Source organism: Methylobacterium sp. AC832 (genome assembly GCF_979256025.1).
Genome location: NZ_CEEDMV010000004.1, coordinates 12,981 through 38,805, shown reverse-complemented (window position 1 = coordinate 38,805; position 25,825 = coordinate 12,981). Strand labels below are relative to the sequence as shown.

Genomic DNA, 25,825 nt, shown 5'->3' with positions numbered 1-25,825 from the left:
CTCCTCAGCGCCGGACCTTGAGAGTGAACAGACCCTGCGGGCGAACCATCAGGATCCCGACGACGGCGAGCAGCGTCAGAACCTTGGCGGTGGAGCCGGACAGGAAGAATTCGAGGGTCGACTGGGTCTGCGAGATCGAGAAGGCCGAGGCGATGGTGCCGAGCAGGCTCGCCGCGCCGCCGAATACGACGATCAGGAAGGTGTCGACGATGTAGAGCTGGCCCGAGGTCGGCCCGGTGGATCCGATCATGGTGAAGGCCGAGCCCGCCACGCCGGCGATGCCGCAGCCGAGGCCGAACGTGTAGCGATCCACCTTCTCGGTATCGATGCCGACCGCGCCGGCCATAGGGCGGTTCTGCATCACCGCACGCACCTGCTGGCCGAAGCGCGAGCGGTACATCAGCAGGCCGACGCCGACGGTGATGAGAGTCGTGATCGCCATCACGAACAGGCCGTTGATCGGCACCTCGATCGTGTCGGTGACCTGGACCGAGCCGATGAGCCATGAGGGCAGCTCGACGCCGACTTCGCGGGCCCCGAAGATGGTGCGGTAGGCCTGCTGCAGGATCAGCGAGAGCCCCCAGGTGGCGAGCAGCGTATCGAGGGGGCGCTTGTAGAGATGCCGGATGAGCGTCCATTCGACGATCATCCCGAGGGCTCCCGAGGCCAGGAAGGCCAGGATCATCGCCACGAAGAAGTAGACGCCGAACAGGCCGGGCAGGTGGGTCTGGAAGAAGGTCGAGCACAGATAGGTGACGTAGGCGCCGAGGATCATGAACTCCCCATGCGCCATGTTGATCACGCCCATCTGACCGAAGATGACCGCGAGGCCGAGCGCCATCAGCACGTAGACCGAGAACAGGATCAGGCCGGCGAAACCCTGCATCGCGAAGATCGCGCCGAGATCTCCGAGGGAATAGTCACCGAGCATGTTTTCGTACTCCGAGGGAGGCAATGACGGTCGTGCAATCCTTGGGCCGCCGGCGTCTTCCCTTCCGAATGGGCGACGGTATCTGGCATCCCGTCATTCCGGGGCGCCGTAGGCGAGCCCGGAATCCAGAGCCGCCGACGGTGCAGAACCTTGTGGAACCTGCGCTTCTGGATCCCGGGCTCCACTGCGTGGACCCGGGATGACGGAGTGTCCGAGTTTCCGGTGGAGGCTCTCGTCGCCAGCTATTGTCCCGTCTGGACGACGAGGAAATCTACGCCGGTAGCGCAGTCCTACTGGTAGCCCTTCGGGAAGGGGTTCGGCTCGATGAGCGCGGGGCTCTCGTAGACGATCTCGAACTGGCCGCTCGGCAGAGCCTTTGCGACGCGGGTCTTCGACCAGAGATGGTGGTTCGGGTGGATCTTGACGTAGCCCTCGGGGGCTTCCTTGAACTCGATGTCGGCGGAGGCCGCGACCACCTTGTCGACGTCGAACGAGCCAGCCTTCTCGCAGGCCATCTTCCACAGGAACGGGCCGAGATAGGCGGCCTGGGTCACGTCGCCGATGACGGTCTTCTCGCCCCACATCTTGTGGAAGGCGGCGACGAACTTCTCGTTGTTGGCGTTCTTGAGCGACTGGAAGTATTTCATGCAGGAATAGGCGCCCGCGATGTTGTCGCCGCCGATGCCGTCGATCTCGTCTTCCGTCACGGAGATGGTCAGCAGGGTCTGCTTGTTGAGGTCGATACCGGCCGCCTTGAGCTGCTTGTAGAACGCCACGTTCGAGCCGCCGACGACGTCGGTGAAGATCACGTCGGGCTTGGTCAGCTTGATCTTGTTGATGACCGAGTTGAACTGGGTGTGACCCAGCGGGAAATATTCCTCGCCGACGACCTTGGTCTTCAGTACGTTCTCGATGTGCTTGCGGGCGATCTTGTTCGAGGTGCGCGGCCAGATGTAGTCCGAGCCGATGAAGAAGAACGTCTTGGCGCCCTTCTCCTTGGTCACCCAGTTGAGCGATTCGAGGATCTGCTGCGTGGCTTCCTGGCCGGTATAGATGACGTTCTTGGACTGCTCCAGGCCCTCGTAGAAGGTCGGGTAGTAGAGCAGGCCGTTATACTGTTCGAACACCGGAAGCGCGGCCTTGCGCGAGGCGGAGGTCCAGCAGCCCATCACGGCGGCGCAATGGTCGTTGACGAGGAGCTTCTTGGCCTTCTCGGCGAAGGTCGGCCAGTCGGAGGCGCCGTCCTCCTGGATGATCTTGATCTTGCGGCCCAGTACGCCGCCGGCCTCGTTGATCTGCGCGATGGCGAGCTTCTCCGCCTGGATCGATCCGGTCTCGGAGATCGCCATCGTGCCGGTGGCGGAATGGAGGATACCGACGGTGACTTCGGTGTCGGTCACCGCGAGGCCGGTGGTGTTCACCGCCGAGGTCGGAGGAGCCGCAGCGAAGGCGCTGCGCGGCATCATGGCCATGGCCGGAATGCTCGCCAGACCCATGAGAAGTTTGCGACGGAGGGCCGAGTGCGGTCCGTGCTCGTTGTCGGCTGCCATCCTGCGTGAACCCCTTCCAGGAAATGTCCCGCCGGCTCCTGCATAAGGCGGGCCGTTGCGGATGGCGGAAGCTAGGCGTGATGGCGCGGCGCAGCATATACGCTGTTTTGCGTAGGGAGAGAGGTTGTGCGCCTCGCCTCTCGCCCCCTTCGGAGAATCGTCTTCCCTGTGCGAGGCATGCCTTCCCTGTGGAGCGGGGCCTCGACGCGGCTCTCCTGGTGTACCAATGTCTCCCGGCCCCGCGGCACGGGGATTGCTGATCGACCGCCGTTTGCCCGTGACCGCATGCGGGCCGGCTCCTCCCACACGTGACGCTGACCGGGCAGACTGAACGACCCCATGAGCGGCCGCCAGCAGATTCCCCCGATCCGGCGAGCCTATAACCGCTTCGTCGCGGACGAGACCCTCGAAGATTACGCCCTGCGCTTCACCGCCAAGAAGGCGCGGCGCTGGTCGAGCCTGCGGGTGGCGCAGACGGCGCTGGGGTCGCTCTCGTTCCTGGCACTGGAGGCGATCGGCGGCACTCTCGTCCTGGCCACGGGCTTCACCAACACGGCGGCGGCGGTGCTGTTCGTGGGCGTGCTGATCTTCGCCACCGCCGTGCCGATCAGCCTCTATGCCGCGCGCTACGGCGTCGACATCGATCTCCTCACCCGCGGGGCCGGCTTCGGCTATCTCGGCTCCACCATCACCTCGCTGATCTATGCGAGCTTCACCTTCCTGTTCTTCGCCATCGAGGCGTCGATCATGGCGCTGGCGCTGCAACTCTGCCTCGGCCTGCCGCTCTGGATCGGCTATATCGTTAGCGCGGTCGTGGTGATCCCCCTCGTTATCTACGGGATCAGCCTGATCAGCCGGTTCCAGATCTGGACCCAGCCGCTCTGGATCGGGCTCAATCTCCTGCCCCTCGGCTTCATCGCGTGGAAGAGCGGCCCCGCCTTCGGTGATCTCCTGTCCTATCCGGGGGCGTCGGAAGCCGTCGGCTCCATCTCCACATTCATGGGCTACCCGATCTCGGGCTTCGACCTCGCCCAGTTCGGCCTCGCCTCCGGCATCCTCCTCGCGCTGTTGGCGCAGATCGGCGAGCAGGTAGATTTCCTCCGCTTCGTCCCGCCGGCCGAGACGTCCGAATCGGGGAGCAATCCGCGCTGGTGGCTCGCCGTGCTCGGGGCCGGGGCGGGCTGGATCCTGCCCGGCATGTTCAAGATCATGCTCGGCGCCTTCCTGGCGGTGCTGGCCCTTGGGCAGGGCGTGCCGCACGAACAAGCGGCCGAGCCGACGCAGATGTATGTGGTCGCCTTCGGCTACGTGATGCCGTCGCGGGAGGGGGCGATCCTCCTCACCGGCTTGTTCGTGGTGATCTCGCAGCTCAAGATCAACGTCACCAACGCCTATGCCGGCTCCATCGCCTGGTCGAACTTCTTCTCCCGCCTGACCCACAGCCATCCCGGCCGCGTGGTCTGGCTCGTCTTCAACGTGGCCATCGCGCTGCTGCTGATGGAGCTCGGCATCGACAAGACCCTCGCCAGCACGCTCTCGCTCTATGCGGTGGTGGTCTCGGCCTGGGTCGGCGCGCTCTCGGCGGATCTGGCCATCAACAAGCCCCTCGGCCTGTCGCCGCCGGGGATCGAGTTCAAGCGCGCGCATCTCTACGCCGTGAACCCCGTCGGCACCGGAGCGTCCGCGCTGGCGCTGGTGGTGGGCTCCCTCGCTTATGTGGGTCTGCTTGGGGGCGGGCTCCAGAACTTCGCGCCGCTTCTGGCCCTCGTCACCGCCTTCGCCGCCGCACCCGCCATCGCCTACGCCACCGGCGGCCGGTATTACCTCGCCAGGCCCGCCACCGCCGAATGGGGCGGGCGGTCCGAGATCCAGTGCACCGTTTGCGAGCATCCGTTCGAGGGCGAGGACATGGCCCATTGCCCGGCCTATGCCGGGCCGATCTGCTCGCTCTGCTGCTCCCTCGACGCCCGCTGCGGCGACCTGTGCAAGCCGCATGGCCGCCTGGAGGCCCAGGCCCAGGGCGTGCTCTCGCGGATCATGCCCGAGAAGACCGCCGCCTGGATCGGGGCGCCCCTCGGCCGCTACCTCGCCCTCATGCTGACCCTGGTCTCGGTGATCGGGCTCATTCTCGGCATCGTCCATGGTGGGATCTCGACGACGCAGCCGGAGCATCGCGAGACCTTGCGCGCCGCGCTGACCAGCGTGTTCTTCATCCTCGTGGTCATCCTCGGCATCGTCGCCTGGCTGTTCGTGCTCGCCCAGGAGAGCCGCCGCGTGGCGCAGGAGGAGACCACCCGCCAGACCGCCCTCTACGAGGCCGAGATCGAGGCCCACAAGATCACCGACGCCAAGCTGCAGCAGGCCAAGGAGACGGCCGAGGCCGCCAACCTCGCCAAGAGCCGCTACGTGGTGGGCATGAGCCACGAGCTCCGCACGCCGCTCAACGCCGTCCTCGGTTACGCGCAATTGCTGGAGGGGGACGACGACATCCCGGCCCCGCGCCGCAACGGCATCCGCGTCATCCGGCGCAGCGCCCAGCACCTGTCGGGCCTGATCGACGGCCTCCTCGACATTTCGCGCATGGAGGCGGGGCGCCTCCAGATCCACCGCAACGAATTCCGCCTCGCCGAATTCCTGGACCAGATCGTCGACATGGTCCGGCTCCAGGCCAACGCCGCCGGCCTCGAATTCCGGTTCTCGCGCCCGCCCGTGCTGCCGGCCGTGGTGGCGGCGGACGAGAAGCGCCTGCGCCAGATCCTGCTCAACCTCCTCTCCAACGCGATCAAGTTCACGGAAACCGGTTGGGTCTCCCTGGAGATGACGTATCGCAGCCAGGTCGCGGTGTTCTCGATACGCGATAGCGGTCTCGGCATTCCCGAGGGCGACCTGCAGCGGATCTTCGGACCTTTCGAGCGCGGCTCGCTGCCCGCCGCCCGCAACACGCCGGGAACCGGGCTCGGGCTCACCATCGCGCATCTCCTCGCCCAGGTGATGGGCGGCGAGGTCAGCGTGGAGAGCGAAGTCGGCCGTGGCACCTGCTTCAGCCTCCGGCTCATGCTGGCCTCGGTGCACCGCCCGGCCGGTCCCAAGCCCGCCGAACCGTCCGAGCGCGCCGCCGGCAGCCGGCGGGAGAGGCCGGTCCATGTCGGGCCGCCGCGCGTGGTGCTGGTGGCCGACGACGATGCCGCGCATCGCGCCCTCATGCGCGAGGTGCTCGAACCGCTCGGCCTCGTCGTGCTGGAATCCCCCGACGGCGCGCATTGCCTGAACCTGGCGATGGAGCGGCGGCCCGACATCATCCTCCTCGACATCGCCATGCCGGGGATGAGCGGCTGGGCCGTGGCCAAGGCCCTGCGCGATGCCGGGCTCTCCTCCCGCATCGCCATCATGTCCGCCAACGTCCACGAGATCAGCCCGATCCGGGGCGACGACGCCCCGCATGACGAAATCATCCCGAAGCCCTTCGACCTGCGCGACTTCCTGGAGCGGATCGACCGGCTGCTGGCGCTGGGCCAGCCAGCCCCGCCCGCGCCCGCCTTGGCCGAGGCTCCGCCCCGGAGCGGAAACGGCGGCGAATCCCTGCGCCAGGACCATATCGCCGAGCTGATCCGCCTCGGCCGGATCGGCCATGTCCGCGGTATCGAGGCCAAGCTGACGGAGCTCGAAGGCCAGTCGGCCATGCCTGCCGAGATCGCCGCGCAGATGCGCGGGCTCGTGGCCTCCTACGACCTCCGGCGCTACGTGCGCATCCTCGAAGGGATGCGCGATGGCTGAGACGCAGCGCGACATCGTCCTCGTCGTCGACGATTCCCCCGAGACCCTGAGCTTCCTCACGGAGGCGATCGAGCGCTCCGGCGCCACCGTGCTGGTGGCGGTGGCGGGCGACCTCGCTTTGGCGCTGGTGGAGGAGATCACCCCCGACATCATCCTGCTCGATGCGGTGATGCCCGGCATGGACGGGTTCGAGACCTGCCGGCGGCTCAAAGCGCGCAGCGACCTCGCCCTCGTGCCGGTGATCTTCATGACCGGCCTGTCAGAGACCGAGCACATCGTGAAGGGCCTGGAGGCGGGCGGCAGCGACTACGTCACCAAGCCGATCGCCCCCGACGAGATCCTGGCCCGCATCCGCGTGCATCTGGCGAGCGCGCGGGCCGCGCAGAGCGCGCGGGCGGCCCTCGACACGACCGGCCGCACGCTTTTCGCGGTGGATCGCCAGGGCACCGTCCTGTGGAGCACGCCACAGGCCGCCCGCGTGCTGGCCAAGCTCGGCGACGGGGGTTCGCGCCTGCCCGAGGCCGGCCGCTCCTGGCTCGCCGAACAGCTGAAGGGCGGCAACGCGGCCTCGGTCACGCTGCCGGATACGGAGGGCGCCGCCCATAGCCTCAGCCTCATCGGCACCACCGGCGACGAGGTGCTGCTGCGCCTTTCCCGCGATGCTTCCGCCAGCGGCATCGAGCGCCTGCGCGCCAACCTGCCGATCACCGCCCGCGAGGCCGACGTGCTGTTCTGGCTGTCGCGGGGCAAGGCGAGCCGCGATATCGGCGACATCCTCGGCCTGTCACCGCGCACGGTGACGAAGCATCTGGAGAGCATCTACGCCAAGCTCGGCGTCGAGAACCGCACCGCCGCCTCGATGATCGCCTCCCGCTACATCGACGATCAGGCCTGATTTCAGCCTGTTGCCGCCGTCCTCGCGGATCGCGGCGGCGTCTCGGCGGCGATGTGGAACGCTGCCGGGCGACGGAACAGGAAGACGAAGGGCGTGTGGCGCACCATCCGCTCGATGGCGAGGGGGACGAGCACGGCGACGAGGGTCACGACGAGGCTGGCCAGCCCGATATCGGCGATGGCGCCGGTCTTCACGATCAGCGTCCGGGTCGCCGCCATGGGCAGGAAGAACGCGAGGTAGATCACGATCGAGCGCTCGCCGCAGGCTCTGAGCGCCGCCGTCACCGGCCCCCCGGCGAGGGTGAGCAAGGCGCCGACGGCCACGATGGCGAGCGCCCCGGCCCCGCCGAGGACGAGGCTGACGAGGGGCAGGCTGGCCAGGGTCGGAAAGGTCTCGTGGCCTGTAGCGGTGAAGGCGAAGAGGCCGTTCACCAATGCCCAGGCCGCGAGGCCGCCGAGCGCGGCGCGGGGGGGGCGACGGACGAGGTCGGCGAACCGGAAGATCCGGGCCGCGAACAAGTAGCCGGCGACAAACCAGACGTAGCGGCCGCAGAATTCGGTGACGAGATCCGAATGACCTTCGAGGGGAAGGCTCTGGAGCAGGGCCGCCCCGCCGAGGAGGAGCGCCGGATGCAGGCGGCGCAGGAGCTTCGTCAGCACCGAGAAGACGGCGAGCAGATAGATGAACCAGAGGGTCGAATAGGGCTCCACCAGAGCGTGCGCGAGATGGGCGAGGAGGGCCCCCGGCCCGCCGCCGTCGACGATCTGGCCGTATTTCACCGTCGACTGGATCAGCACCCAGAGCAGGTAGAAATAGGCGAAGTGGACGACCCGCCGGTCGGCGAAGAGACGCCAGTCCCGGTCGATCACGCGGCCGACGAACAGGCCCGACAGCAGGAAGAAATCGGGAATCCGGAACGGCTTGGCGAAGGCGACGACGGTATGGAGGAAGCCCTCGCCACCCATGTCCATGCCGGTGCCGAGGGTCGAGTGCATCATCACCACGAGGATGATGCACAGGCCCTTGGCGACGTCGACCCAGGCGAGTCTCAAGGCCTCCTCGGCGCCGGGGCCTGGGATCTGGGTCGCTGGGGCCAAAGCTGCACTCCGTCGAAATCCGGGAACGAGCATGGCCGATCCGGAATCAAGGCCGGCTGCCTGTGATGCAGCTTTCCTTGATCGATGCCGAAGGCCCGGTCAACGCGAAGGCTCGGATCGCAGAGCGGTCCATAATGGCCGTTTCGCATCGCGATGGCCTCAATGTCATGGCGGAATGTCAAGTATTCGCATAATCTATTGAGCTTCGCCGGTGGCGAATCGAAAGACATGGGAGGGATTCGTGAAGCTATGCGTTCCCGCCGCGGCGTGGTGCTTCGTCGCCTCGTCTGCCGTCGCGCTCGAAGCGCACGACATTCATGGAACGTGGCGCCTCGCGAGCGCCACCCGCAAGATCGTCGATACGAACGAGACGCTCGATGCTTATGGCGGACCCCACCCCAGCGGTTGGCTCACCTACGGCAAGGACGGGCGCATGATGGTCATCTGCGCCTTCGAGGGCCGCACGAAACCCATCGCCAACGACAAGATGACCGACGAAGATCGTATCCATCTGCACAAGACGTTCTTCGCTTATGCCGGCACGTACACGCTCGATGGACAAAGGATCACGCACGCGATCGACACGTCGTGGAACGAAGCGTGGAGCGGAACCTCGCAGGTCAGGGATGTGAAACTGAAGGATGGCAAGATCATCCTGACGACCCCTCCCTTCAAGTTCAACGTCGACGGCAAGACGAGCATTCTCACCCTCGTCTGGGAGCGGTACCCTCGATGATCGCCCCGGCCTAGGGAGGCTCGCGGGCGGGGCTCGCCGAGCCCCGCCCGGTTCTACGGCATCAGAAGTCGAGGGAGGCGGATAGGATGAAGGTCCGGGGCGATGCGACGGTCACGAAAGTGCCGGTCGTGAGCCAATAGCGGTTGTCGGCCACGTTCTCGACATTGAACCGGAAGGTGATGGGCCTGTCATAGACCAGCGTCGCGTAGCGAAAGCCAAGATCGACCCGCGTCCAGTCGGGGAAGCGCAAGGTGTTGGCGTCGGTGAGGTATGCGCCGGACGTGTAGATCACCCGGCCGTTGAGAGAGAGGCCCGGTACCCAGGGCGTATCCCATTCGAGGCCGGCAGAGACGGTGAGATCGGACACGCCGGCGGCGTCGTTCCCCCGCCGCAGGGGATCGATCGGCTTGGTCAGTTCGGGGCGAAGGAAGGTCGCGCTCGCGAACCCGCGCAGGCTCGGCACGATGGCGCCGTAGGCCGACAGTTCCAGGCCCTGGTTGCGCTGCTCGCCATTGTAGGCCTGGGCACCGGAGGCGGTCTGGACCAGATCGGGCCGGCTGATCTGGAAGAGGGCGGCCGTCGTCGTGATGGTCCCCCAATCGACCTTGATCCCGACTTCCTGCTGATCCGACTGGTAGGGGCTGAGGATCGCGCCCGTATTGCTGAAGCCGGGACCAACGATGGTGCCTGCCGTCAGTCCTTCCGCGTAGTTCGCGTAGAGGGAGACGTTCTGCCAGGGCTTGATGACGATGCCGGCGAGGGGCGATGTGGCATCGGCATCGTATTCGCTCGTCCGTGCCTGGGTCACGGTGTCGAAGCTCTTCTGGTTCACCATCTGGTAGCGGACGCCCGCGGTGAGCAGCAGAGAATCGTTGAAGGCCGACATCGTGTCGACGACGGCCACGCTCGTCAGCGAGGTATCTGCATAGCGTTGGGGATTGAGGCGCGCGCCGGTGACTACGGGAAGCGGTGCCGGGCGGTAGATGTTCGACGGCACCGATTCACCGGGTGTGTTCGACACATAGGCGAAGCCGTCCTCCCGATTGAACCCGGTGAAGACGAGGTTCAGCGAGTGGTTGATGAACCCTGTGTCGAACCGGGCCTTCACGCCGGCATTGCCGCTGATCGTGCTGCTCTCGGAATCGTAGAAGGCGTTGATGAGCCGGAAGTTGCCGAGAGCATCGACTCCGTTCGAGTACCCGAAGACGCGCGTATCCGGGAAGGTCTGCTGATTGGAGCCCGCGCGATAGCCGATCCCGCCATAGGCGGTCAGCCAATCCGTCAGGTCGTATTCCACGAAGGAGGCGACGGTGTTGTCGCGTTGCTTGAGCTGCGTCCCCGGAAACCAGTTGCCTCTTGCATCGGGCGGCCTGGGAATGAAGGGGATATCCGATTGCAGACTCAGCTGGGGCCGGAAGTTCTTGGTGTCTTCGTTCTGCGAGATGACATCGAGGGCCCAGCGCAGGCGTTCGCCGCGATAGTCGAGCGAGAGGGCGCCGATGCCGCTCTGCAGGTTGCCGTTGTCGATCGAGGCCTCGCCGGTCCGGCCCAGGCCGTTGAAGCGGATGCCCCATTCCTTGTTCTCGCCGGCGCGGGTACCGGCATCGACATGGACGCCGAAATTGCCGTCGCTGATGAATTGCGGCGTGACGCGCACGAAGGGGACATCGAGCGCGCGCTTGGTCACGATGTTGATGCTGCCGCCGACGCTCCCGCCCGGCGGGATGCCGTACATGAAGGCGCCGGGCCCTTTGAGCAGCTCGATGCGCTCGATGTATTGCGCCGCCACGCGATTGGAGGGGACCAGTCCGTACAGGCCATTCAGGCCCACATCCTGTGACTGAACGGGAAAGCCGCGGATCTGGAACGTATCGTCGAACCCGTTGCTGCCCGTCGTCAGGCGCACCGAGGAATCGTTGATGAGCGTATCGGCGACGGTGCGCGCCTGCTGATCCTGGATCACCTGCTGGGTGAAGTTGACGGTGCTGAAGGGCGTGTTCAGCACATCCCTGGTGCCGAGGATCCCGAGGGAACCGCCGCGCGCCACCTGACCGCCGGCATAGGGGGGCGGCAGGTCTCCCAGGCGCCCCGACCCCGAACTGCCCCGGCCCGCTGCGCCGGACGAGGCTTCCACCGAAAGCTCGTCCAGCCGCACCGCGGTCTGCGCCCATGCGCTCGAGGATGATCCCATCCAAGCGAGACCGAGCGAGGCGGCGCCGAATGCGGAGTAACTCAGGGTTGTTGCCAGTGTCGAGACGCGCTTACGCACCGTTGCATTCCTGCTTTTGCGACGGGCACGCGAGCTTTCGGCTCGGGGCCGGCGCATGGAAGATTCAAAAATTTGGGGAAACGACTTTGTGTATACGCAAGCGAATAATTTATTACATGAAACCGAGCAAGGATTTGGGAATCGTTGCTAAGGCTGCGTGCTTCCGGAGCAACAAAAACGAATTGTTCTAAAGAAAAACAGCCGACTTTACGGAGCGGCGGCCACCCGCCCGACGACCGTGCGGGGGCGACCATCGAAGCGGATGGCGGGGCGTCAGGAAACCTTGCCGCGCGAGAGTTTGCGCGCCCGCGTCATCCGCGTCGCGGCGTGGAAATCGTCCGGCTTGGTCCGCACCCAGGCGAGGAAGCCGCTGATCTCGGGATCGGCCCGCAGAACCTCGATATCGGCGAGGCGGCGGGCGATCTCGGCCTCGCTGTAGCGGGCGTGGATCGCGGAATGGCAGATCTGGTGCAGGCGGACGGTGCCGGCCTTGGCGCCGCCCTTCAGCTTGGGCGTGAGGTGGTGCAGGCTCGATTTGGCGCGCGGCGGGATCGGCCGTTCGCAGAGCGGGCAGATCGTGGGGCCGGACGAGCGGTTCCCGGTCTCCTCGTCCTCCCGCCATTGCCGGGCGCGTCGTCCCAAATTCCCGTCTCCCATCCTGCCGCTATCAACGCGGCATGGCCGGAATGGGCTCGGCACTCCTGACGGGACGGAACGTCGCTTCCGCCTCCGCGTCGCGTTGGCCGAGGAGCGAGACGTGATCGCCCGGCACGGCGACGAAGCGCGCCCTGGTCCCGGCGAGGGCCGCGAGGTCGCGCCCATGCGCCACGGGAATCACGGGGTCGCCGGTGCCGTGGACGATGAGGATGCGCCCCGTCGCCTCGCCGATGCGGCGATCCGAGCGCCAGGTATCGCGCAGGAGCAGCCGGGGCAGCAGCGGGAAGTGTTCGCCGACGAGGCGGGTGAGGGAGACGAACGGCGCTTCGAGATAGAGGCCGAGATGCGGCTCGCGTGCGGCCACGGCCACGGCCACCGCCGCCCCCATGGAATGGCCGTGCAGCAGGATCGGTGCGTCCGGGGCGCGGTCACGAACGAGCCGGTAGGCCGCCAACCCGTCCTCGATGAGGCCCGCCTCGCTCGGTGAGCCGGTCGAGCCCGGATAGCCGCGATAGGCGATGGCGAGGGTGCCCCAGCCGGCGGCGCGCCAGACCCCGTTCGAGAACCGCGCGGCATGCGGCTCGGGAAGCGAGCCGTTGCCGTGGAAGGTCAGCACCACGCCGCGTCCGGGTTCCGGTGCCCACCACAGGCCGTAGAGGCGGTGGCCGTCGGCCGTATTCAGCGTGACTGCCTCCGTCCCGGCCGGCACCCCGCGTTCGCCCTCTCCGAAACCGCTCCCGAAAGCGCCGGGATAGATGAGATGACGCTGGAACAGGAACAGGGCGCCGAGGACCGAGGCCGAGAGCCCGAGGGCGAGGAGCAGGATGACGCGGAGCAGGGTCATGCGTGACGGGCTTGGCTCATGGAAGAGTGGTCGAGAAGGGCGGTCGGTGACGGTGCGCTGTTGAGACCACCACTTTATCGTGTCATGCGCACGAAGCTCCCGCGATGCGACGCTGCCGCGCGCGGCGCTACGAGCGTATGAGGCGTTTGGACATGGCGGAATTTGGGAACTCGACCCGCCGCCGCCGGTCCGTCGGTCCGAGGCTCCATCGGGGGTGAGATGTCGTCAGAGCTTCCGCCAAGCCAGGTTCGCGCCGCCACCCTTCCGGTCGGCCCCAGTGCGAACTTCCTGCTGATCGCCCTGATCTTCCTCGGGACCGGCCTCGCCATCGGCACCGGCGCCGTGGCGGGCTCGGGTGTGGCGTTCGTCTTCGTGATGGCCGGCTGGCTGCTCAGCCTGTGCCTGCACGAATTCGGCCATGCCTTCGTCGCCTGGAAAGGAGGCGATATGGATATCCCGCAGAGCGGCTACCTCACCCTGGACCCGCGTCTCTACGCCGACGCGCTCTCCTCCATCGTCCTGCCGCTGCTGTTCACGATCCTCGGGGGGATCGGATTTCCCGGCGGGCGCGTGTTCGTGAACACCCATCTCCTGTCCAGCAAGCTCTGGATCTCCGCCGTGTCGGCGGCCGGCCCGGCGATGAATGGCCTCTTCCTGCTTGCGCTCGCCCTGCTCTATTCTCTCACGGGTGAGGAATCCGACACGCTGCGGGCGGTTCTCGCCGTCTCCGCCCTGTTCCAGGGCACCGCCATCATCCTCAACCTGCTGCCGCTTCCGGGCCTCGACGGCTACGGCATCCTTCAGCCCTGGCTGCCCGAGCCGGTACGGCGCTTCGCCGATCCGCTGGCGGGACATGTCAGCCTGATCCTGGCGGGTCTCTTCCTGTTTTCCGGCGCCTTCGGCCCGGTGGTGTTCCGGGTAAGCCTCCTCCTCATCGGCCTTCTCGGCATCGAGATCGTGGACGCGCGGGACGGCTACGGCCTGATCCGTCTCTGGTAAGGTGTCCGCGCCCGGCCTATGAGGCAGGGAGGGCGGTGCGGCCCACGGAGACGGCAATGGCCCTGAAGACGACGTTCGTGGTCCAGACCTTCGTGATCAAGCGCAAGCGCCTCGTGCCCGGTGACCGCGAGGTGGCACCCACGGAGAGCGGCGCCCTGAAGAAGGCGGAGGCCATGTCTGGCCGCCTGCCCGGCACCGCTGCCCTGAAGGTGGTCGCCGACGACGAGACCGGCGAGCTTGAAAGCGCGACGATCCTCGGCCAGTTCGGCGAGGTGCCCGACGATTTCGCCGAAAGTCTTACTGGGGGCTGAGAGTCTCACCGGGGGCTGAGAGCCTCACAGGCGGCTGACGCGAGCGCGCGTGAAAACCGCGCAGGCCGGCGCTGCTGGCAACGCATTTCCGACTCATGCGTAGGTTTGGAGATTTTCCAACCCCTGCAGTGACCGGGAGAACGCGCCGATGAAACATAAACCCCTGCGCGAGCAGGTGATCGTGATCACGGGGGCATCGAGCGGCATCGGCCTCGCCACGGCCCGCATGGCCTCGGCGCGGGGCGCCCGCGTCGTCCTCGCGGCACGGAGCGCGGACGTCCTCGCACGCCTTCGCGAGGAGTTCGGCGGCGTCGGCCGTGCCGCCTCCGTCGTGGCGGATGTGGGACGCCGCGAGGATGTCCAGGCCATCGCCGACGCCGCCATCGCGACCTTCGGCGGTTTCGACACCTGGGTGAACGTCGCGGGCCTCACCGTCTACGGGCCGCTCTCGGAGATCGCCCAGGAGGACCATGAGCGGCTCATCCGGACCAACCTCTGGGGCACGGTGAACGGGTCCCTGATCGCGGTCGAGCACCTGCGCCGGCGCGGGGGGGCGCTCATCAATGTCGGCAGCATCGCCTCCGACCTCGCCTTCCCGTTCCAGGGCCTCTACGCGACCTCGAAACACGCGGTGAAGGGCTTCACCGACACACTGCGCATGGAGTTGATCGCCGAGGACGCGCCGGTCTCCGTCACGCTGATCAAGCCGGCCTCCATCGACACGCCACTCCCCGACCGGGCCCGCAACTACATGGACCGGCGGCCGGCTTTGCCTCCGCCCATCTATCCGCCGGAAGAGGTCGCCAACTCTATCCTTCATGCGGCAGAGCATGGCCAGCGCGACATCATCGTCGGCGGCGGCGGCAAGCTGTTCGTCATGGGCAAGGAATTCGCCCCCGGCGCCTACGACCGGCTGGCTTCGTCCATCATCGCGCTCCAGAAGCGCTCGGAGCCGGCGGAGCAATCCGAGGGTGCTCTGCACGCTCCGCGCGGCGCGGGCGAGGTGAGGGGCGCGCCGCCCTATCCCGTCATGCGGACGAGCACCTATACCCGGGCGACCCTGCATCCCCTCGTGGCCATGGGCACCGTGGCGGGCCTCGCCGCCACCGCCGCCGTGATCCTCGGCCGCAAGTCTTTGCCCGGAAGACGATACTGAGGTGGCGTTGAGGATCGATGCCGAACCAAGCCGCGATGCAACTCTCCTCGAAGCGTCTCCCCCTCCGGTGACGCGATGGGGGGCTGTGCCGCCACGCCGCTTCCTCGACATCCCGGACGGGCCGAGGATCGCCTATGTGGAAGCGGGGTCGGGGCCGGACCTCATCCTCGTCCACGGCGCGGTGATGACCCTGGACGACATGTGGCTCGGGCCCATGGAAGCGTTGTCGCGGCACTTCCGCGTGGTCGCCATCGATCGGCCCGGCCATGGCGAGAGCGAGCATATCCGCCTGAGCGACGCGTCGCTCTGGCGCCAGGCCGATATCCTGCGGGAGGTCTCGCGCGCTCTGCAGCTGACCCGACCCATCCTTGTCGGCCATTCCTTCGGCGGTGCGGTCTGTCTCGCCTTCGGCATGGCCTATCCCGACGAGACGGGCGGCGTGGTCGCCATCTCGCCGATCTGCTTTCCCGAATTGCGCCTCGAACAGATCCTGTTCGGGCCGCGCGCCAGCCCGGTGGGCGGGGAGGCACTGTCGCGGATGCTATCTGGCAGCGACGCGATGCTGATGCCGTTGCTGTGGCGGGCCATGTTCCTGCCGCAGCGGATGCCGGAGCGTTTCGCCGCCGAATTTCCCTTCCGGCTCGCCGGCCAGCACCGCCGCCTCGTCGCCGATGGCGAGAACGCCAATCTGCTATGGGGGGATCTGTCCCGCAGCGCGATCAGTTACCCGACCTGCCGTGTGCCCGTGGCCATCCTGTGCGGCAGTGCCGACATCGTCACGAACCCGCTTGTCCATGGGCGTCAGGCCGCGCGCCTGATTCCGGGCGCGACCTTTCGCTGGCTGCATGGGCTCGGCCACATGCTGCACCATTTCGCTGGCGATGCCGTCGTGGATGCGGCACTCGAGATCGACCGGCGGCCGACGAACGTCGCCTGAGGCCGGCTGTGGCCCCCTCATCCGGTGCGTTCGACGGGCGCTCCCTCGCCGTCGCCGGGCGTGACCGTTCCTGCGTCCAGCCCGTTCAGGAACGGCGCGGCAGCCTCGGCCGCCGCCGCCTCGATGGCGCGGTAAGCGCGGACCAGATCGGTACCGAAGGCTGTCAGCCGCGCGCCGCCGCCGCTCCTGCCGCCGATCTGGACCTCCACCACCGGCCGGCCGAAGCCGGCGTTCAGCGCCTCGGTGAGCGTCCAAGCCCGCCTGTAGGACATGCCGATGGCCCGTCCTGCCGCCGAGATCGAGCCATGTTCGGCGATCATTTCGAGGAGCTGGATCTTGCCCGGACCGATGCGGTTCCCGGGCTTGAGATCGACCCGGATGCTCAACCTCGCCATCTGCCCGCCTCTTCCCCGCCCGCCGCCCAGGACCCGTTCCAACGAGGGTCGACGATAGGCCCAATGGCGGGCCGTTTCGACCGCACGCGCCGGGCGGTCGGACCTTGAGCGATCGATATGTCGGGATGTATATAGCGCTGCGCCGGGTTATCGTAGATGCGGCCGCCTGACGGCCGTCCCTTTACTGTGCGCCTTCGAGAGACGATCCGTCATGCTCACCGCCCTCCGTGCCCTGGTCCTCGCCGGCTCCGTCATCCTAGCCCCCGTTATCCTCGTCTCGGCCGCCCGGGCGGCCGAGACGGCCACGGTCTTCGCCGCCGCGAGCCTGAAGAACGCCCTCGACAATGCCGGCAAGGCCTTCACCGCCAGGAGCGGCATCGCGGTGAAGGCGAGCTACGCCGCGTCCTCGGCCCTGGCGCGGCAGATCGAATCCGGTGCGCCGGCCGATCTGATCGCCTCGGCGGATCTCGAATGGATGGACTACCTCGCACAGAAGAACCTCATCCGTCCCGAGACCCGCGTGAACCTGCTCGGCAACCGCATCGTCGTCATCGCGCCGAAGGACGCCGCGACCGCCGACCTTACGTTCACCGCCGAGGGCTTTTCCGCCGCACTCGGACCCGAGGGGCGTCTCGCCACCGGCGAGGTCAATTCGGTGCCCATCGGCAAATACGCGAAAGCCGCTTTCGAGAAGCTCGGCCTGTGGGGACGACTGCAGCCGCGCCTCGCCCAGGCCGACAACGTGCGAGCCGCATTGCTCCTGGTCTCGCGCGGTGAAGCGCCGCTGGGCGTGGTCTACGAGAGCGACGCCAGATCCGATCCGGGGGTGAAGGTGGTGGGCGTGTTTCCGCCGGACAGCCATCCCCCGGTCGTGTACCCCTTCGCCGTCACGGCCGAAGCCAAAGGGGAGGGGGCGGCGAAATTCCTCGCCTTCCTGAAGAGCGCCGAGGCGAGGCCGTTCTTCGAGGCGCAGGGCTTCACGCTCCTCGGCCCCAACGCAGCAAAACCATAGGAAACGTCATGAAGATCAGCGCGCGCAACACCCTCAAGGGCAAGATCGTCGCCGTCGAGAAGGGCGCCACCACCGCCCATGTGAAGATCGAGATCGCCGACGGTACCGTCGTCACCGCCTCGATCACCAACGAGTCGGTGGATGCGCTCGGCCTCGCCGTGGGCGGCGAAGCCTATGCCGTCGTCAAATCCTCCGACGTGATGATCGCCGTCGACTGAGCGATCCCATCCGCCTCATCCTGGCCGGTACCTTCGTTCCGCAGGGAGCGGCGGTCCCCCGCATGGGAGGTGAGAGGGGAGGTGACGCCGTGGCCTTGAACTTCACCCGGATGGGACCTGCCACCTGGGTCGCACGGATCGACCATATCACCCTCTACCTCGGCGAAGAGAACGGCGAGGTGAGCCACGTCTAGGCTGGCCTGGCGACCAAGGTCGCAGCCTCGCTCCCGGCCGTGCGGGACGCGGCCTCGGCCTATCTCGACCTGTTCGTGAACAGGACGAAAGCCTGCGGCCTCGCAGACGAGCCGTGGTGGCTGGACGAGATCGAGTTCCGCGACCCCGCCGGGGAGGGCGGTGCCGCCTACGCACTCCATTTCACCATGAACGGTGACGATGGCGGGTTGTGGACCGTCGAGATGCGGGCCTTCGAGGACGAGCACCGCCCTTTCCGGTTCGAGCGACGCCAGGGGTGAGGGGCGAGCCGGATTGGCAGTAGGGAGTCCATCGACGGTCCGCGCCGTCTTGGCCTTACCCGCGCATCGGCGGTGGTAGGCGGGCTCATGCCGGGTTTGAACGGTCTCTTCTTTCTCTCACCCTCGCCGCCGAAGACTTTGTGCCGATCCACCTCGAAAATCGAAATTCCATTTCGTTGACAGGGACGGCCCGTGCCTCATGATACGGATGTCATCTTGAGCAGTCACCGAGCGGCATAATCGAAGGCCGGAATAGACTTCATCTTCGACGGAACTGTAGTTCCGGTCATTCCGGTCGATGCCGGGATCACGCCGCTTCTGCGAAGCGGTGACCGATATCCCTTGGCCAATGCCCCCGCCCCGTTCCCTTTCCCGGAGCCACCCCATGTCGAACCAGAACACGACGCCTAAGTCGCCCCGGCCCAAATCGCCCCGGCCCGCCTCGCTTCACCCCGAGACGATTGCCCTGCATGCGGGCTGGCGCGCCGATCCGACCACGGGCTCGGTGGCGGTGCCGATCCACCAGACCACCTCGTTCCAGTTCCGCGACACGGCCCATGCCGAGAACCTGTTCGCCTTGAAGGAACTCGGCCACCTCTACACCCGTGTGACGAACCCCACCGTCGACGTGCTGGAGCAGCGCCTCGCCGCCCTCGAAGGCGGGGCGGCGGCGCTGGCCCTGGCGTCGGGCCAGGCGGCCTCCGCCCTGTCGGTGCAGAACCTCGCGCGGGTGGGCGACAACATCGTCGCCTCCACCGACCTCTATGGCGGCACCTGGAGCCTCTTCGCCAACACGCTGGCCGAGCAGGGAATCGAGGTCCGCTTCGTCGATCCGGCCGACCTGGAGAATTTCCGCCGCGCCACCGACGACCGCACCCGCGCCTATTACGGCGAGACGCTGGCCAACCCGAAACTCGCGGTCTTCCCCATCGCGGAGGTGGCCGAGATCGGCCGGGGCTTCGGCATCCCGCTCATCGTCGACAACACCGCCGCGCCGCTCCTGGCGCGCCCATTCGACCATGGCGCGGCGATCGTAGTCTATTCCACCACCAAGTATCTCGGCGGCCACGGCATCGCCATCGGCGGCGCCATCATCGATGGCGGTCGGTTCGATTGGGCGGCCAACCCCCAGCGCCAGCCGGCCCTCAACACCCCCGATCCGAGCTATCACGGCGCGGTCTGGACGGAGGCGGCCAAGCCCCTCGGGCCCATCGCCTATATCCTGCGCGCCCGGGTCCGGCTGCTACGCGACCTCGGCCCGTCCGTCTCGCCGCTCAATGCCTTCCTCACCCTGCAGGGGCTGGAGACCGTGGCCCTGCGCATCGAGCGCCACAGCCGCAACGCGCAGGCCGTGGTCGATTACCTCGCCGCCCGGCCCGAGATCGAGCGGGTCATCCATCCATCGCACGCCACCGGCAAGGCGCGCGAGCGGGCGGAACGGTACCTCAAGGGCGGCTATGGCGGCCTCGTCGGGTTCGAGCTCGCGGCCGGGCGCGAGGCCGGCCGGCGCTTCATCGAGGCCCTGTCGCTGTTCTACCACGTGGCCAATATCGGCGATGCCCGCAGCCTCGCGATCCATCCGGCCAGCACCACGCATTCGCAATTGTCCCCCGCCGACCAGCGCGCCACCGGCGTGTCCGACGGCTATGTCCGCCTCTCCATCGGCCTCGAACATATCGACGACATCCTGGCCGATCTCGACCAGGCCCTGGCCTCGGTCGGGTCCTTCGCGAAGGCCGCCTGACCATGGCGGCTTCCCCGCTGGCTTCGTGGGCGGCACCGGAATCCTCTGCTTCCGCCGCCTCGATCCCCCGTCTCGACCTGCGCCGGCTGGATACCGGACCGGCCGAGCGGGAGGCCTTCCTGGCCGAACTGCGTGATGCCGCCCGCGATGTCGGTTTCTTCCACCTCGTCGGCCACGGCATTCCGGCGGCGGAGATCGCCGAGGTCCAGGCCCTGGCCCGTCGCTTCTTCGCGCTGCCTCTCCCGGAGAAACAGGCCGTGGCCATGGTGCGCTCGCCGCATTTCCGTGGCTACACGGCGGCCGGCCGCGAGATCACGCGCGGCGCACCGGATTGGCGCGAGCAGTTCGATGTCGGCGCCGAGCGCGAGGCCCTGGCGCAGACCGCAGCCTCGCCCCCCTGGAGCCGTCTGCAGGGCCCCAACCAATGGCCCGTCGGCCTGCCCGAACTCCGCGTCGGCCTGCTGCGCTGGCAGGAGGCGGTGACGCAGCTCGGCATCCGCCTGCTGCGCGCCTTCGCCCTGGCCTTGGGCCAGCCGGAGGACGTGTTCGCCCCTATCTACCAGGGCGCGCCCAACCAGCACATCAAGATCATCCGCTATCCCGGCCGTGAGGCCACGCAGGGAGAGCAGGGCGTCGGCGCCCACAAGGATAGCGGCTTCCTCACGCTGCTGGTCCAGGACGGGCAGAGCGGCCTCGAAGTCGAGGGGCGGGACGGCTGGATCGCCGCCGAGCCGGTGGAGGGGAGCTTCGTCGTCAATATCGGCGAACTCCTCGAACTCGCCTCCAACGGCTACCTGCGGGCCACGATCCACCGGGTCGTCACCCCGCCGGCGGGGCGCGACCGCCTCTCGGTCGCGTTCTTCCTCGGCGCCCGCCACGACGCCACCGTTCCCTTGCTCGATTTGCCGCCCGACCTCGCCGCAGAGGCGCGCGGCCCGGCGAGCGACCCCGACAACCCGCTCTTCCACGAGGTCGGCCGCAACTACCTCAAGGGCCGCCTGCGCTCCCATCCCGACGTGGCGGCGCGGTTCTACGGCGACCTCGCCGTGACGGGGGGCGCATGATCGGCGGCCCCCGGCGCGTGATCTCCGGCCTGCTGAACGCGCTCCTCCGCGGTCCGCCCTGGCACGGCGACAGCCCGCGCGGCACCCCTGACGCCGCTCATCTCGGCGGTGTCGCCGCCATGTTCAGCCACGCCACCTTCCTCACCGAGGTTTCCCCTCCATGGCAGCCGACATCGCCGTCTCCGACCCGGAGCCACAGGCCTATCGAGACATCCGCGCGGCCAACGACCGCTACGCGGAGAGCTTCGACAAGGGCGACCTCGCCCTTCCGCCGGCCCGCCGCTTCGCCATCCTGACCTGCATGGACGCGCGCCTCGATCCGGCGAAATATGCCGGCCTCGGGGAAGGCGACGCCCACGTCATCCGCAATGCCGGCGGGCGGGCCAGCGACGACGCCATCCGCTCCCTGGTGATCTCCCACAAGCTCCTTGGCACCGAGGCGTTCTTCGTGATCCACCACACCGATTGCGGGATGGAGCTGTTCACCGATGCCGTCATCGGCGACCTCCTCGCCGACAGTCTCGACACGGCGAACTTCGACGGCACGGTCTGGTCGAACCCGCATCATGGCGGCGGCTCGCCGGCCGGCTACGCCATCGACTGGCTGACCATCCCCGAGCGGAGCCCTGCCGTCACCTCGGACGTCCGGCGCATCCGCGCGCATCCCCTCGTGCCGAGCCGCATCCCGATCTTCGGTTTCGTCTACGACGTCGCCACGGGGCGCCTGAACGAGATCGCCGCAGCCAGCCAAGCCGGCCGGCCCACGCCGCCGCTCCATCTCGGCTAGGGGGAACTCCATGAGACGTGCCCTGTGGCCGATCCGGTCCCGCTCCCGCTGGATGTTGCAGCGCAGATTACGGAGGGCGAGGGCGTTCCACCCGGCCCTGCTTCGCGAACGAACCAAGCTCCCGGCCGAGGTGTCGGCTGACGAAACAGCTTCGGATTAGATGCGTCCCGCTCAGAGCCCTTTTGATCGGATGTCTCAGCGGATGCTCATGCCAAAGTCGATCGTCTGCCAAAGTCGATCATCCAAGCAGACCTCCTCATCTTGAGGTAACGCCCTGGACAACAACTCAAACAAGCTCTCAGCCGGGCGGGCCCGCCGCGGGGATCGCCGCGATGCCGGCCGAGGCGGCCCAGGCCGTGAGGTCGGATTTCCGGATCGCCGCCGCCATCAGGTCGGGGAACAGGTCTGGCGTGCAGGCGAAGGCGGGCACGCCCAACGCGGCGAGCCGGCCCGCCAGCGCCCGGTCGTATGACGGCGCGCCCTCGTCGGACAGCGCTAGCAGCGCCACCACCTGCACGCCCGACGCCACCATCCGCTGCGCGCGCGCCAGGAGCCCGGCCTCGACGCCGCCCTCGTAGAGGTCCGAGATCAGGACAAGGATCGTGTCCTCGGGGCGGGTGATGCGGGATTCGCAATAGCCCATCGCCCGGTTGATGTCGGTGCCGCCGCCGAGCTGGACCGAGAACAGCACCTCCACCGGGTCTTCCAACTCGTCGGAGAGATCCACCACCTCTGTGTCGAACACCACCAGCCGGGTGGTCACCGCCGGGAGTGAGGCCATCACCGCGCCGAAGATGCTCGAATAGACGACCGAACTCGCCATCGAGCCGGATTGGTCGATGCACAGGATCACGTCCTTGAGGCTGGCGCGCTGGCGCCGGCCATGGCCGAACCGGGTCTCGGGGATGATGGTGCGATACTTGGCTTGGTAATGGCGCAGGTTGGCCCGAATGGTCCGGTTCCAGTCGATCTCCGTGTGGCGCGGGCGCCGGTTCACGCTGGCGCGATCGATGGCCCCCGTCACCGCCTGGCGCAGGGGCTCTTCGAGCTTGCGCATCAGGGCCTCCACCACCTTGCGCACCACGAGGCGGGCGGTGTCCTTGGTCTTGCCGCCGAGCAGCCCGCGCATGGAGATCAGGGTCGAGACGAGGGCGACGTCGGGGACCACCGCCTCCAGCATCTCGGGCTCGGTGAGCATGCGTTTGAGGTCGAGGCGCTCGAAGGCGTCCCGCTGCATCACCTGCACCACGGAGGCCGGGAAATAGTCGCGGATGTCGCCGAGCCAGCGCGGCACGGAGGGGGAGGAGGCACCGAGGCTGCCCTTCCGGTCGGAATCGTAAAGGGCGCCGAGCGCCCGGTCGATGCCGACATCGCGGCCCGACAGGCCGCAGCCGGTGCCGTCCGCCGCGCCCCCGCCGAGGACGAGGCGCCAGCGGCGCAGGCGCTCGGTGTCGCTCATGGCGTGTCCTCCGTCGTCTTGTCCCCACTCGGCGCCAGGAGAAGGCGCAGGACCGGCAGCACCCTGGCGGCGCGTTCGGCATCGAGGATGCGGCCCGATTCCTCTCCCTCGGAAACACCCGTCCCATGGCGGTTCAAAGCCTCGCCGATGGCGCGTCGCTCGCCCTGCGAGATCGTCGCGAAGGTGCGTCGCAGGAGGGGCAGCAATTCGGAAAAGAGCGTCCCGTCGAGGCCAGCGAGCCATTCGTCGAGGACCGCGAGCAGGGTGCCGCCGTGAATCAGGACCGTGCCGCTCTCCTCCAGGAACCCCTCGATCCAGGCGGCGGCCGCCACCGTGCCTGAGGCGCGGGACAAAGCGAGGCGAAGCCGGTCCCCGGCCTGCTCCGCATCGAGGGCCCGGTCGTCGAACAGCAGTCGCACGGCGCGTCCGACGACGCGGCCATGCACATGGCTCTGGTCGGCCAGGCCGTGAAGGGCCTCCTGCCAGACCGCCTTCAGGTCGGGCTCCTCCAACAGCGAGATCGCGGCATGGACGCCGACGATCCGCGCCTTGGCGGCGCTCGCTGCATCGTCGTCGAGGCTCTGGCAGGCCGCCGTCAGTCCTGCGGCGGCGCGGGGCACGAGCCCGCGCACCACGCCCAGCACCGGCTCCGTGTCCGAAGAGCGTACCGAGCCGTAGCGCGCCAGTTCGGCCAGGGGCGGCAGCGCCTCCATGAGGTCGAACACGTCCGCCGAGACTGCGGCGCGGTCGTTGAGGGCGCGGATCACGTCGTCCGTGGCTCCGGCGAGATCGGCGTCGAGGAGCGTGCCGATGAGGCCCGACAGCTCCGCGACGCGGGTCGCCTCGCGGGCCCGCCTGCGCACCCGGCTGCCGGCGGCCTCGGCCACCGTGCCGCCATCGGCGGAGGCGGCGACTAGATCCACCACCCATTCGGGCTGCCAGGACAGGAACCACGCCTCCTTGAAGGTGCCGCGCCCGCGCGCCTGCTGACGCCGGCCCCAGGGGATGCCGATGAGATGGAGCCGGTTGAGGAAATGACTGCGGGCGAGGTCGTTCTCCTTGCGCAGGTCGAGGATGAGTTCGCCCGCGACCGCCTCCGGCTTTAGGCGCAGGCTTTTGCAGGTCGCGGCGAAATCTGCCTCCACCGGCGTGCCGGGACTATCCGGTGGGGTCGCGCCCAGGCGCTCGCCGATGACGAGCTTGCGCCGGATCAGGGCCATCGGCGCCGGATCGGCGAAGCACAGGGTCGCCTGCGCTGCCTCGTGCAGGTCGTCGAGGGAGGGGCGTGCCCGGCCCCGGAACCCGGCCAGCGCCTCGGCGAGGCGGACTGCCTCGATCACGGAGGCCGGAGAGGCATCGAGGTCTTCCGCGCGGAGCAGGGCCGCCGCGCGAGCGAGCCACCGCGCTGCGACACGGCCCTCGTGGTTCCACAACGTGTCGTACCATTCGGGCGAGAGCACCCCAGCCCGGTAGCCGCTGGCTGTGGCGAGGCGCTCATAGGACCACGGCGCCCAGGCCGCGGCGACCTTGGTCCGAGGCAGTCCCTTCAGGGTCGCCGCGTCGAGGCCGACCTGTCCCTTGGCATCGTGGCGCGCCAGCGCCGGGGCGTGCCAGGCGCCACAGATCACGGCGATGCGGGTAAAATCCTCTCGTGCCGCCTTGCGGAGGCAGGTGCGCATATGCGCTTCGCGCACCTCCTCGCGAAACGCGTCCCCGTCGACGTCCTGGCCGGAAGCAGTCTCGGCGCCCTCGCGCAGGGCCGTCATGGCCTCTTGGATCGCCGCGAACACGTCGCCATCCTCGCCCGTGCGGCTCTCGACGAAGGCATCCCACCAGCGCTCGCCATCGGGGAAACCTGCGACCTCGGCCAGTTCGCCGAGGGGATCGCGCCGAACGGCGACGGAGGGCGCCTCGCTCGCCTCGGCGGGCTCAGGCGTATCGAGCTCGGCCGGGGCCGTCTCGCTTTCGGGCGCCTCCCCCCTCGTTTCGAACCCGTCGGCGAGCTGGATCGCGTGCGGCAGGTCGATGAAACGCAGGGTCGCCCCATGGTCGAGGCCATGCCGCATGGCCACCCATTCGGGCGAGAAGGCCGCGAAGGGGAAGAAGGCGCAGGTCTGCGGCCGGTCCGCCCGGTAGACGAGCAGCGCCACCGGCGGTGTCATCGCCGGATCGGCGACGAGCGGGATCAGGGCGTCTGCATCCGGCGGCCCTTCGATGAGCAGGCAATCGGGCCGGAACGCATCGAGGGCCGCGCGCAGCGAGCGGGCCGAGCCCGGCCCGTGGTGGCGGATGCCGAAGATCCGAACCTCAGGCATCGCGGCCGGGGGTGGTGGGACGAAGGCTCATGGCACGCTCGTTACTCTTGGGTGGGGTGTCGCGGTGGATGGCGCGCGGGGCTTTCCCTCCCCCCTCTGCGGGGGAGGGTGGCCCTCGCGTCAGCGAGGGTCGGGAGAGGGGAGCGCCGTATCCGGAGAGGTCGCCCCCTCTCCCGCCTGCTCCGCAGGCACCCTCCTCCGC

22 protein-coding genes are annotated in these 25,825 nt (G+C 68.0%); 13 read left to right on the top strand and 9 right to left on the bottom strand.

Annotation, left to right across the window (positions count from 1 at the left end; genetic code table 11):
• Positions 1-4 precede the first annotated feature (4 nt).
• A complete protein-coding gene (gene urtB, locus AC0IXR_RS14940; protein WP_018041706.1) occupies positions 5-931 on the bottom strand; it encodes an urea ABC transporter permease subunit UrtB in 927 nt (308 codons plus the stop codon).
• Between the two features lie 290 nt (positions 932-1,221).
• Complete coding sequence (gene urtA / locus AC0IXR_RS14935) at positions 1,222-2,481, bottom strand: urea ABC transporter substrate-binding protein (protein WP_056422246.1); 1,260 nt, start codon at positions 2,479-2,481, stop codon at positions 1,222-1,224.
• Between the two features lie 339 nt (positions 2,482-2,820).
• Between urtA and AC0IXR_RS14930 the strand changes: the two genes are divergently transcribed.
• Both AC0IXR_RS14930 and AC0IXR_RS14925 read left to right on the top strand, forming a co-directional pair.
• On the top strand, positions 2,821-6,255 hold the full coding sequence (locus AC0IXR_RS14930; protein ID WP_471761325.1) for a hybrid sensor histidine kinase/response regulator: 3,435 nt from the start codon (positions 2,821-2,823) through the stop codon (positions 6,253-6,255).
• The gene (locus tag AC0IXR_RS14925; RefSeq protein ID WP_056422240.1) at positions 6,248-7,150 is read left to right on the top strand and encodes a response regulator transcription factor; all 903 of its coding nucleotides are present in this window, start codon (positions 6,248-6,250) and stop codon (positions 7,148-7,150) included. The genes AC0IXR_RS14930 and AC0IXR_RS14925 overlap by 8 nt, the downstream gene beginning before the upstream one ends.
• Before the next feature lie 2 nt (positions 7,151-7,152).
• Here AC0IXR_RS14925 and AC0IXR_RS14920 read toward each other — a convergent pair whose 3' ends face one another.
• Entirely contained in the window at positions 7,153-8,280 is a 1,128-nt protein-coding gene (locus AC0IXR_RS14920) for an acyltransferase family protein (RefSeq protein WP_471761324.1), read from the bottom strand.
• 208 nt (positions 8,281-8,488) lie between these two features.
• Between AC0IXR_RS14920 and AC0IXR_RS14915 the strand changes: the two genes are divergently transcribed.
• Positions 8,489-8,983 (top strand): lipocalin-like domain-containing protein, encoded by a 495-nt coding sequence (locus AC0IXR_RS14915; RefSeq protein ID WP_471761323.1) that lies wholly within the window; start codon positions 8,489-8,491, stop codon positions 8,981-8,983.
• A 61-nt stretch (positions 8,984-9,044) separates the two neighbouring features.
• Here AC0IXR_RS14915 and AC0IXR_RS14910 read toward each other — a convergent pair whose 3' ends face one another.
• From AC0IXR_RS14910 to AC0IXR_RS14900, 3 genes are all read right to left on the bottom strand, one after another.
• Positions 9,045-11,174, bottom strand: a complete 2,130-nt coding sequence (locus tag AC0IXR_RS14910) for a TonB-dependent receptor (RefSeq protein WP_471761577.1) — start codon at positions 11,172-11,174, stop codon at positions 9,045-9,047.
• A 351-nt stretch (positions 11,175-11,525) separates the two neighbouring features.
• Positions 11,526-11,909 (bottom strand): restriction endonuclease, encoded by a 384-nt coding sequence (locus tag AC0IXR_RS14905; protein WP_471761322.1) that lies wholly within the window; start codon positions 11,907-11,909, stop codon positions 11,526-11,528.
• Positions 11,910-11,919: 10 nt separating this feature from the next.
• On the bottom strand, positions 11,920-12,753 hold the full coding sequence (locus AC0IXR_RS14900; RefSeq protein ID WP_471761321.1) for an alpha/beta hydrolase: 834 nt from the start codon (positions 12,751-12,753) through the stop codon (positions 11,920-11,922).
• Positions 12,754-12,972: 219 nt separating this feature from the next.
• On the opposite strand from AC0IXR_RS14900, the gene AC0IXR_RS14895 reads away from it, so the two are divergent.
• The 4 genes from AC0IXR_RS14895 (at position 12,973) to AC0IXR_RS14880 (ending at position 16,156) form a co-directional block, all read left to right on the top strand.
• Positions 12,973-13,752, top strand: a complete 780-nt coding sequence (locus AC0IXR_RS14895) for a site-2 protease family protein (RefSeq protein ID WP_471761320.1) — start codon at positions 12,973-12,975, stop codon at positions 13,750-13,752.
• 56 nt (positions 13,753-13,808) lie between these two features.
• Positions 13,809-14,063: a hypothetical protein gene (locus AC0IXR_RS14890; RefSeq protein ID WP_018041714.1), complete on the top strand. Its 255-nt coding sequence runs from the start codon at positions 13,809-13,811 to the stop codon at positions 14,061-14,063.
• Between the two features lie 148 nt (positions 14,064-14,211).
• Positions 14,212-15,219 carry an SDR family oxidoreductase gene (locus AC0IXR_RS14885; RefSeq protein ID WP_471761319.1) on the top strand — a complete coding sequence of 336 codons (1,008 nt, stop codon included), beginning with the start codon at positions 14,212-14,214 and terminating at the stop codon, positions 15,217-15,219.
• A 1-nt stretch (position 15,220) separates the two neighbouring features.
• On the top strand, positions 15,221-16,156 hold the full coding sequence (locus tag AC0IXR_RS14880) for an alpha/beta fold hydrolase (protein WP_471761318.1): 936 nt from the start codon (positions 15,221-15,223) through the stop codon (positions 16,154-16,156).
• 17 nt (positions 16,157-16,173) lie between these two features.
• Here AC0IXR_RS14880 and AC0IXR_RS14875 read toward each other — a convergent pair whose 3' ends face one another.
• Positions 16,174-16,551, bottom strand: a complete 378-nt coding sequence (locus AC0IXR_RS14875; RefSeq protein WP_056454695.1) for a winged helix-turn-helix domain-containing protein — start codon at positions 16,549-16,551, stop codon at positions 16,174-16,176.
• Positions 16,552-16,762: 211 nt separating this feature from the next.
• Between AC0IXR_RS14875 and modA the strand changes: the two genes are divergently transcribed.
• From modA to AC0IXR_RS14845, 6 genes are all read left to right on the top strand, one after another.
• Positions 16,763-17,563, top strand: a complete 801-nt coding sequence (modA, locus tag AC0IXR_RS14870) for a molybdate ABC transporter substrate-binding protein (RefSeq protein ID WP_471761317.1) — start codon at positions 16,763-16,765, stop codon at positions 17,561-17,563.
• An 8-nt stretch (positions 17,564-17,571) separates the two neighbouring features.
• The gene (locus AC0IXR_RS14865) at positions 17,572-17,781 is read left to right on the top strand and encodes a TOBE domain-containing protein (RefSeq protein WP_056422220.1); all 210 of its coding nucleotides are present in this window, start codon (positions 17,572-17,574) and stop codon (positions 17,779-17,781) included.
• Positions 17,782-18,014: 233 nt separating this feature from the next.
• A complete protein-coding gene (locus tag AC0IXR_RS14860) occupies positions 18,015-18,254 on the top strand; it encodes a hypothetical protein (RefSeq protein ID WP_471761316.1) in 240 nt (79 codons plus the stop codon).
• A 385-nt stretch (positions 18,255-18,639) separates the two neighbouring features.
• Positions 18,640-19,998, top strand: coding sequence for an O-acetylhomoserine aminocarboxypropyltransferase/cysteine synthase family protein (locus AC0IXR_RS14855; RefSeq protein ID WP_471761315.1), 1,359 nt, complete (start codon positions 18,640-18,642; stop codon positions 19,996-19,998).
• Between the two features lie 2 nt (positions 19,999-20,000).
• Positions 20,001-21,062, top strand: a complete 1,062-nt coding sequence (locus AC0IXR_RS14850) for an isopenicillin N synthase family dioxygenase (RefSeq protein ID WP_471761314.1) — start codon at positions 20,001-20,003, stop codon at positions 21,060-21,062.
• 160 nt (positions 21,063-21,222) lie between these two features.
• Positions 21,223-21,849: a beta-class carbonic anhydrase gene (locus tag AC0IXR_RS14845; RefSeq protein WP_471761313.1), complete on the top strand. Its 627-nt coding sequence runs from the start codon at positions 21,223-21,225 to the stop codon at positions 21,847-21,849.
• A 298-nt stretch (positions 21,850-22,147) separates the two neighbouring features.
• Here AC0IXR_RS14845 and AC0IXR_RS14840 read toward each other — a convergent pair whose 3' ends face one another.
• Both AC0IXR_RS14840 and AC0IXR_RS14835 read right to left on the bottom strand, forming a co-directional pair.
• On the bottom strand, positions 22,148-23,308 hold the full coding sequence (locus tag AC0IXR_RS14840) for a VWA domain-containing protein (RefSeq protein ID WP_471761312.1): 1,161 nt from the start codon (positions 23,306-23,308) through the stop codon (positions 22,148-22,150).
• Positions 23,305-25,623 (bottom strand): DUF5682 family protein, encoded by a 2,319-nt coding sequence (locus tag AC0IXR_RS14835; RefSeq protein ID WP_471761311.1) that lies wholly within the window; start codon positions 25,621-25,623, stop codon positions 23,305-23,307. The genes AC0IXR_RS14840 and AC0IXR_RS14835 overlap by 4 nt, the downstream gene beginning before the upstream one ends.
• Positions 25,624-25,825: the final 202 nt, after the last annotated feature.

What these genes read in the sequence shown, in the direction of transcription:
- urtB (WP_018041706.1), bottom strand. Translation starts at nt 931, where the DNA reads ATGCTCGGTGACTATTCCCTCGGAGATCTCGGCGCGATCTTCGCGATG.
- urtA (WP_056422246.1), bottom strand. Translation starts at nt 2,481, where the DNA reads ATGGCAGCCGACAACGAGCACGGACCGCACTCGGCCCTCCGTCGCAAA.
- AC0IXR_RS14930 (WP_471761325.1), top strand. Translation starts at nt 2,821, where the DNA reads ATGAGCGGCCGCCAGCAGATTCCCCCGATCCGGCGAGCCTATAACCGC.
- AC0IXR_RS14925 (WP_056422240.1), top strand. Translation starts at nt 6,248, where the DNA reads ATGGCTGAGACGCAGCGCGACATCGTCCTCGTCGTCGACGATTCCCCC.
- AC0IXR_RS14920 (WP_471761324.1), bottom strand. Translation starts at nt 8,280, where the DNA reads ATGCTCGTTCCCGGATTTCGACGGAGTGCAGCTTTGGCCCCAGCGACC.
- AC0IXR_RS14910 (WP_471761577.1), bottom strand. Translation starts at nt 11,174, where the DNA reads ATGGGATCATCCTCGAGCGCATGGGCGCAGACCGCGGTGCGGCTGGAC.
- AC0IXR_RS14905 (WP_471761322.1), bottom strand. Translation starts at nt 11,909, where the DNA reads ATGGGAGACGGGAATTTGGGACGACGCGCCCGGCAATGGCGGGAGGAC.
- AC0IXR_RS14900 (WP_471761321.1), bottom strand. Translation starts at nt 12,753, where the DNA reads ATGACCCTGCTCCGCGTCATCCTGCTCCTCGCCCTCGGGCTCTCGGCC.
- AC0IXR_RS14895 (WP_471761320.1), top strand. Translation starts at nt 12,973, where the DNA reads ATGTCGTCAGAGCTTCCGCCAAGCCAGGTTCGCGCCGCCACCCTTCCG.
- AC0IXR_RS14890 (WP_018041714.1), top strand. Translation starts at nt 13,809, where the DNA reads ATGGCCCTGAAGACGACGTTCGTGGTCCAGACCTTCGTGATCAAGCGC.
- AC0IXR_RS14885 (WP_471761319.1), top strand. Translation starts at nt 14,212, where the DNA reads ATGAAACATAAACCCCTGCGCGAGCAGGTGATCGTGATCACGGGGGCA.
- AC0IXR_RS14875 (WP_056454695.1), bottom strand. Translation starts at nt 16,551, where the DNA reads ATGGCGAGGTTGAGCATCCGGGTCGATCTCAAGCCCGGGAACCGCATC.
- modA (WP_471761317.1), top strand. Translation starts at nt 16,763, where the DNA reads ATGCTCACCGCCCTCCGTGCCCTGGTCCTCGCCGGCTCCGTCATCCTA.
- AC0IXR_RS14865 (WP_056422220.1), top strand. Translation starts at nt 17,572, where the DNA reads ATGAAGATCAGCGCGCGCAACACCCTCAAGGGCAAGATCGTCGCCGTC.
- AC0IXR_RS14855 (WP_471761315.1), top strand. Translation starts at nt 18,640, where the DNA reads ATGTCGAACCAGAACACGACGCCTAAGTCGCCCCGGCCCAAATCGCCC.
- AC0IXR_RS14850 (WP_471761314.1), top strand. Translation starts at nt 20,001, where the DNA reads ATGGCGGCTTCCCCGCTGGCTTCGTGGGCGGCACCGGAATCCTCTGCT.
- AC0IXR_RS14845 (WP_471761313.1), top strand. Translation starts at nt 21,223, where the DNA reads ATGGCAGCCGACATCGCCGTCTCCGACCCGGAGCCACAGGCCTATCGA.
- AC0IXR_RS14840 (WP_471761312.1), bottom strand. Translation starts at nt 23,308, where the DNA reads ATGAGCGACACCGAGCGCCTGCGCCGCTGGCGCCTCGTCCTCGGCGGG.
- AC0IXR_RS14835 (WP_471761311.1), bottom strand. Translation starts at nt 25,623, where the DNA reads ATGCCTGAGGTTCGGATCTTCGGCATCCGCCACCACGGGCCGGGCTCG.